Source organism: Chromobacterium aquaticum, from assembly GCF_021129195.1.
GTDB lineage: Bacteria > Pseudomonadota > Gammaproteobacteria > Burkholderiales > Chromobacteriaceae > Chromobacterium > Chromobacterium aquaticum.
Genome location: NZ_JAJOHW010000045.1, coordinates 123,491 through 130,078, shown reverse-complemented (window position 1 = coordinate 130,078; position 6,588 = coordinate 123,491). Strand labels below are relative to the sequence as shown.

Annotated in this window: 6 protein-coding genes; all 6 read right to left on the bottom strand. The window is 68.0% G+C overall.

From position 1 onward, the window contains the following. Positions 1 to 720 (bottom strand): TolC family protein (locus tag LQT98_RS08200; RefSeq protein WP_231461867.1); only part of this gene is annotated, 720 nt, incomplete at its 3' end. Beyond that, positions 717 to 1,817, bottom strand: coding sequence for an ABC transporter permease (locus LQT98_RS08195; protein WP_231461865.1), 1,101 nt, complete (start codon positions 1,815 to 1,817; stop codon positions 717 to 719). The genes LQT98_RS08200 and LQT98_RS08195, both read right to left, overlap by 4 nt. Before the next feature lie 11 nt (positions 1,818 to 1,828). Then, the gene (locus LQT98_RS08190) at positions 1,829 to 2,962 is read right to left on the bottom strand and encodes an ABC transporter permease (protein ID WP_231461864.1); all 1,134 of its coding nucleotides are present in this window, start codon (positions 2,960 to 2,962) and stop codon (positions 1,829 to 1,831) included. Further along, entirely contained in the window at positions 2,959 to 4,698 is a 1,740-nt protein-coding gene (locus LQT98_RS08185; protein ID WP_231461863.1) for an ATP-binding cassette domain-containing protein, read from the bottom strand. The genes LQT98_RS08190 and LQT98_RS08185 overlap by 4 nt, the downstream gene beginning before the upstream one ends. A gap of 1 nt (position 4,699) precedes the next feature. After that, entirely contained in the window at positions 4,700 to 5,683 is a 984-nt protein-coding gene (hlyD, locus tag LQT98_RS08180; RefSeq protein ID WP_231461862.1) for a secretion protein HlyD, read from the bottom strand. Continuing rightward, positions 5,680 to 6,318, bottom strand: coding sequence for a TetR/AcrR family transcriptional regulator (locus LQT98_RS08175; protein ID WP_053074252.1), 639 nt, complete (start codon positions 6,316 to 6,318; stop codon positions 5,680 to 5,682). Before LQT98_RS08175 ends, hlyD begins: the two co-directional genes overlap by 4 nt. Positions 6,319 to 6,588: the final 270 nt, after the last annotated feature.

Below are 6,588 nucleotides of genomic sequence, written 5' to 3'. Positions count from 1 at the left end.
CTGGCGGGCGGCGAGCAGCGGCTGCAGCTGCGCGTCGGCGCGCAGCCTTTCGGTTTCCGCCTGATCCAGTTCACCGGCGCCAGCCAGGCCGGCCTGGACTTGCAGCCGGCTCAGCCGCGCCAGCTCCGCGCGCCAGTGGACCTGGGCGGCGGCGTTGTCGGCGCGCAGGCTCCAGTAGCGGTAGTCCAGCGTCATCCGCGCGGTTTCTGCGGCCACGCGCAAGGTGGCGTCGGCGGCTTGTTCCCGGCTGGCGTCCAGCCGGGCGCGGCCGGCTTCCACGCTGCGGGCGGTGTGGCCGAACAAATCTAGCTCCCAACTGGCGTCGAAGCCGGCGCGGTAGTCGGTAAATAGGGTCTGTGGGTTGGCGAAGGGGATATTGGCCAGCGCTTCGCCGCGGCGGCTCAGTTGGTCGCGGCTGACGCGGCCGCTGGCGTTGAGCTGCGGCCATTGCGCGCCGGTGTTGATCTCCAGCGCGGCGCGCGCCTGGCGGATATTGGCGTCGGCGCTGGCCAGGTCCGGACTGCGGCGCAGCGCGGCGCCAACCAGGCGGTTCAGCGCCGGGTCCTGAAAGGCTTGCCACCAGCCGGCGGCTTCCGGCTCGGTTTCCGCGCTGGCGGCGGGCAGCAGTTGCGCCGGCGTCGGCGGCCGGTAGTCGGGGCCGACGGCGCAGCCGGCGAGCAGGACGAGCGACAGAGAAACGGCAAGGCGGGATGAATTCATTGTCCGCTCCTTTGACGGAAGATCAGGTAGGCCAGGCCAAGGCTGACGGCGGCGATCAGCAGCAGCGGCCAGAGATGAGGCCAGGCCTCGGCCGTGCCGTAGCCTTTGAGAAACAGGCCCTTGATCACGATGATGAAATGGCTGAGCGGGTCCGCGGCGCTGAGCGCGCGCAGCGGCCAGGGCATGTTTTCCACCGGCGCCATATAGCCGGACAGAATCACCGCCGGGGCCATGAAGCCGAACACGCCGAGAAAGGCCTGCTGCTGGTTGGCGCACAGCGCCGAGATCAGCAGGCCGCAGCCGGCCAGGGCCAGGCCGTAGCACAGCATGGAAAGATAGAGCAGCGCGATGCCGCCGCCGAAGGGCACTTGGTAGATCCATACCGCGGCGGCGGAAATGACGCTGCCTTGCAGCGCGGCCACCAGCATGCCGGGCACGGCCTTGCCGGCCATGATGTAGCCGGGCGTCAGCGGAGTGACCAGCAATTGGTCGAAAGTGCCTTCCTCGCGTTCGCGCGCCAATGACAGCGCGGTGACCATCAGACAGCCTATGGTGGTGATGATGGCCACCAGGCTGGGCAGCACGAACCAGCGGTATTCCAGATTGGGGTTGTACAGGTGACGGACCAGCAACTGGGCCGGCGAAGGCGCGGGGCTGAGTTCGCGCGCGTACTGGGCGACGATTTGCTGGGCGTAGCCGAAGGCGATCTGCGCGCTATTGGAGCGGCGGCCGTCGATGACGGCCTGCAGCGGCGGCGGGCTGTCTTGAGCCAGCCGCCGGGAGAAATCCGGCGGAATGCGGATGGCGAGTAGCGCTTGCTGGCGGTCTATGGCGTCACGTAGCTGGGCTTCGCTGCGGATATTGAGCAGACGCGGAAACGCGTGGGCGGCGGCCAGGCGTTGGGACAGTTCGATGGAGGCGGCGCCGCCATCCTGGTTGTAGATGGCCAGCGTGCTGTTCTTGACCTCCAGCGTGGCGGCAAACGGAAACAGCAGCAGTTGCAGCAGCACCGGCATGATCAATAGCCGGCGGTTCTGCGGGCTGGACAGCAGGGCTCGCAGTTCTTTGTGGATCAGGGTTAGCAGCGAGTGCCACATGAGAGCCCTTTCTAACCGTCCAGCCGACGGCGGAATTTTAGCGCGGTCAGCCCCAGCCAGAAGCCCGCAGACAGCAGCAGCCAGCCGGTGTTGAGCAGCAGCACCGGCCAGATGTCGCCGGCCTGGAACAGGGTTTGCAGCGCGCTGACGAAATAGCGCGCCGGCACCAGATAGGTGGCGGCCTGCACCGGCGGCGGCATGCTGTTGATCTCGAACACGAAGCCGGACAGCATGGTGGCCGGCAGGAAGGCGGCGGTGAGCGCGCCCTGGGCGGCGACGAACTGGTTGCGGGTGACGGTGGAGAGCAGCAAGCCCAGGCCCAGGGCACTGCCGAGGAACAGGCTGCTGACGATGAACAGCAGCCACCAGGAGCCGCGCAGCGGCACGTCCATCAGCAAGGTGGCCGCCAGTACGCAGACCAGCATTGCGGCCATGCCCAGCAGGTAGTAGGGCATGATTTTGGACAGCAGCAGTTCGGCGCGGGTCACCGGCGTGGACAGCAGCGCCTCCATGGTGCCGCGTTCCCATTCGCGCGCCACCACCAGCGAGGTGAGCAGCGCGCCGATGATGGTCATGATCACCGAGATCGAGCCGGGCACCAGATAGTTGCGGCTGACGGTGTCGGGGTTGAACCAGTAGCGCGGTTCCAGCCGCAGCTGGGCCGGCGGCGGCTGGCCGCGATCCTGCGCGCGCTGGGTCTGCCAGACCTGCCAGGCGCCTTGCAGGTAATTGGCCAGGAAGTTGGCGGTATTGGGCTCGGCGCCGTCGGTGAGCAGCTGCGCCGCGGCGGCGCCGCGGCCTTGGGCTGTCTTGGCGGAGAAGTCGGCGGGAATCACCACCATGCCGCGCACTTCGCCGGCGGCGAGCCGCGTGCGCATCTCGGCGCGGTCATGTCCGGGATGGACTTCCAGATAGGGGGAGCCCGCCAGCGTGGCGGCGAAACGGCGGGCCTCGGCGCCGCTGTCTTCCAGCACCACGCCGATGCGCACCTTGTTGGCGTCCAGATTGATGCCGTAGCCGAAGATGAACAGCAGCACCATCGGCAGCACGAAGGCGATCAGGATGCTGCTGGGGTCGCGCACGATCTGCATGGCTTCCTTGCGGCATAGCGCCAGCAAGCGGGCGGGTTTGACGGCGGTGCTCATGTGCTGGCTCCGGCGCGGTCGTCGGCCGCCACCAGGCGGATGAAGGCCTCTTCCATGGTGATGTCCTCGTCCTGCGTCGAGGCCTGGCGCTTGAGCTGGTCCGGCGTGCCGCTGGCGATCAAGCGGCCGCGATAGACCAGGCCGATGCGGTCGCAGTACTCGGCCTCGTCCATGAAGTGGGTGGTGACCATCACGGTGACGCCTTTGTCCACCAGGCCGTTGATGTGGCTCCAGAATTCACGGCGGGTAATGGGATCGACGCCGGAGGTGGGTTCGTCGAGAAACAGCAGCGGCGGCCGGTGCATCAGCGCGCAGGCCAATGCCAGCCGTTGTTTGAAGCCCAGGGGCAGCGCGCCGGCGAGCATGTCCAGATAGGGCGCGAGCGCGAACACGCGGACCATTTCGGCGACGGTGTCGCGCCGCGACTGGCCGCTCAGGCCGTAGATGCCGGAGAAGAAGTCCAGATTGTGGGCGACGCTGAGGTTGCCGTAGAGCGCGAATTTCTGCGCCATATAGCCCAGTTGCCGGCGTGCGCGGCTGGCTCTGCGCTTCAGGTCTATGCCCATCACGCTGGCCTCGCCGGCGCTGGGCCGCAGCAGGCCGCACAACATTTTGAAGGTGGTGGACTTGCCGGCGCCGTTGGGACCTAGCAGGCCGTAGATCTCGCCGCGGCGCACCTGGAAGTCGATATTGTCGGCGGCGATGAAATCGCCGAAGCGGCGGGTGAGCTGTTTGGCGCGGATCACCGCGTCCGGGTCCACGCCGGCCGGCAGTTGCGCCGGCTGCATCCGCTCGGCCAGTTCCGAATCGCCGCCGGGGCCGCCGCCCAGCAGTTCGATGAAAGCGTCCTCCAGCCGCGGCGGGACCACGATGAAGCGGGCGTCCGGCCCGGCCTGCAAGGCGCTCAGCTCTGGCGGCTGGCCGGCCTGACGCAGCACCAGACGCAGCGCCTGGCCCTGGATCACGCCGTCCAGCACTTGCGGTTGACGCAGCGCGCGCCGCAGCGCCTGGCGATGGTTGCCGGCAATGCCGCGCAGCTGCACGCTGCGGCCTTCCATGCGCCGGATCAGCTCGCCGGGCGTGCCGGCATAGGCGAGCTGGCCGGCGTTCATCAGCAGCACCTCGTCACAGCGCTCGGCTTCGTCCAGATAAGACGTGCTCCACAGCACGGTCATGCCGTCGGCGGCCAGTTCGCTCACCATCTTCCACAGTTCGCGTCGGGAAATCGGATCGACGCCGACGCTGGGTTCGTCCAGCAGCAAGATGCGAGGCTCGCCCAGCAGCGCGCAGGCCAGGCCCAGCTTCTGCTTCATGCCGCCGGACAGCTTGCCGGCCGGCCGCGCGGTGAAGCGAGCCAGGTCGGTGAAGGCCAGCAGGCGTTCGAAGCTGTGCCGGCGGCGCTCGCCGACGACGCCGCGCAGATCGGCGTACAGCTCCAGGTTTTCCTGCACCGTCAGGTCTTCGTACAGGCCGAATTGCTGCGGCATATAGCCGATCAGCGCGCGCAGCGCGTCGCCGTCGGCGATCGGGTCCAGCCCTTCAACGCGGACGGCGCCGTTGCTGGCTTGCAGCAGGCCGGCCAGCAGCCGCAGCAAGGTGGTCTTGCCGGCGCCGTCCGGCCCGGCCAGGCCGGTGATCGCGCCGCGGCGTATCGTCGCGTCTATGCCGGCCAGCGCCTCGTGCGCGTCGAAGCGCTGGCGTAGCCCGCGCAGGACGATGGCGTTCTGCGCGTCCATCTCAGCCGCCGTCCGCCAGCGTTACCATCACCGGCATGCCCTGGCGCAGCGCGGCGTCTGGGTTTTGCACCACCACGCGCAGCCGGTAGACCAGGGCGGTGCGCAGATCCTGGGTTTCCACGTTTTTGGGAGTGAATTCGGCGCTGGGGGAGACGAAGCCGACCACGCCGTCGTAAGGCTGGGCGCGGCCGTCGCTACGGACCTTGACCTTGGTTCCGGGGGCCACCCGGCCCAGATCGGGCTCGGCGACATAGGCGCGCACCCACACCGGCCGGGTCAGCAACAGGGTGAACACCGCGCCGCCGGCGGACAGCATGCCGCCGGGTTCGACCGCGCGGGTGAGTATGACGCCGTCGGCCGGAGCCAGCAGCCGGGTGTCGCTCAGCTGCAGCTTGGCCTGGGCCAATTGCGCCGTTGCGCGCTCGGCGTTGGCGTCGGCCTCGGCGATCTCCTCCTTGCGGTAGCCGCGCTTGAGCGCCTGCCATTGCTGGCGCGCCGCCTCGGTCTGCGCCGCGGCCTGGTCGCGCTGCGCGCGGGCATCGTCCAGCGCGCGCTGGGCGGAGGCGCCGGTGTCGGCCAGTTGGCGCTGGCGCTGGTAGGTCTGTTCGGCGTTGAGTTGTGCGGCGCGGCGCGCGTCCAGATTGGCCTTCGCTTGCTCGATGTCTTCGCGGCGCGGGCCGGAGCGGTACAAGGCCTGCCGCGCTTGCGCGGCGGCCAGGGCGGCTTCGGCATCGCGCAAGGCGTTGCGGTAGGGCGCGGCGTCCAGCTCGCCCAGCACCGTGCCGGCGCGCACGCTGGCGCCCTCGTCCACGTTCAGGCTGCTCAAGCGACCGGCCACCCGGAAGGACAGGCTGACTTCGCGGATGTCGACATTGCCGGACAGGCTCAGGCGTTCCTGGCTCAATTGCCGCTGCCGCCAGGCGTAGCCGCCGCCGGCGAGCAGGGCGGCGATGAGCAGGCCGATGATCAGAGCTTGGCGCTTCATGGTTGTGACTCCATTGGACGCAGGCCGCGCAACGCCCATTGCAGCCGTTGTTCGGTGTGGCGTGGATCGATGGCGTAGGTATCGAAAGCTTGCTGGATCAGGCCGGGCAGCATGGGCTTGCCGGCGATGATGTGCTGCGTCAGCGCCGGAAGGCCAAGCGCCGACATCAGGAACAGCGCCTGGTGCAGCGGATCGCCGCGTTCCAGCTCTCCGGCCTGCTGCGCGTCGACAATGCTTTGCAGCAGCAGCTTGGGATGGCGCGGCGCCAGCGTGGACAGGAAGCCCTGCGCGGCGGTTTCACCGGCGGCGGCGTCCAGCAGCATGTGCGCGATGAAGCCGCCATGCTCGGAGATGAATTCCAGCAATTGACGCAGCATGGCTTGCAGCCGCGGCAGCGCCGCCGGCTGTTGCTGCTGTTGCCATTGCATCTGGCGCAGCAGCGGCGCGTACCAGCTTTCCAGTAGCTCGGCCAGGTAGCGTTCGCGGCTGCCGAAGTGGTAGACAAAACTGCCCGGATTGACGCCGGCGTGCTGGCACAGGCCGCGCACGGTGAGCGCGCGCAGACCGGTTTCCTTGGCGAGTTCCAGGCCGCAGTCCAGCAGTTGCTGGCGGGTGGCGTTGATCGGTTTGTTCATGAACTGGTTTTATACGAATGTATAAGCGTATGCAAGCAGTATTTGTACGCTCGTATAAATCAGGCGCAATTACACAAGTGCTTGTTTTTGCAATATCGCCGGCAAACGCCGCGTGGGCTCGGGCAAATTCACTGTGCGGCGGCATGTGCCGGAGGGAAATAATCGGCCATAATTGGAGCGCCGGCGCCAGCCGGCACCAAGAATCCCGCAGCCGCGCCAGGCTCTTTGAGCCGTGGCCGTGGCGAAAACAGCGATTCATCGCACCATCTC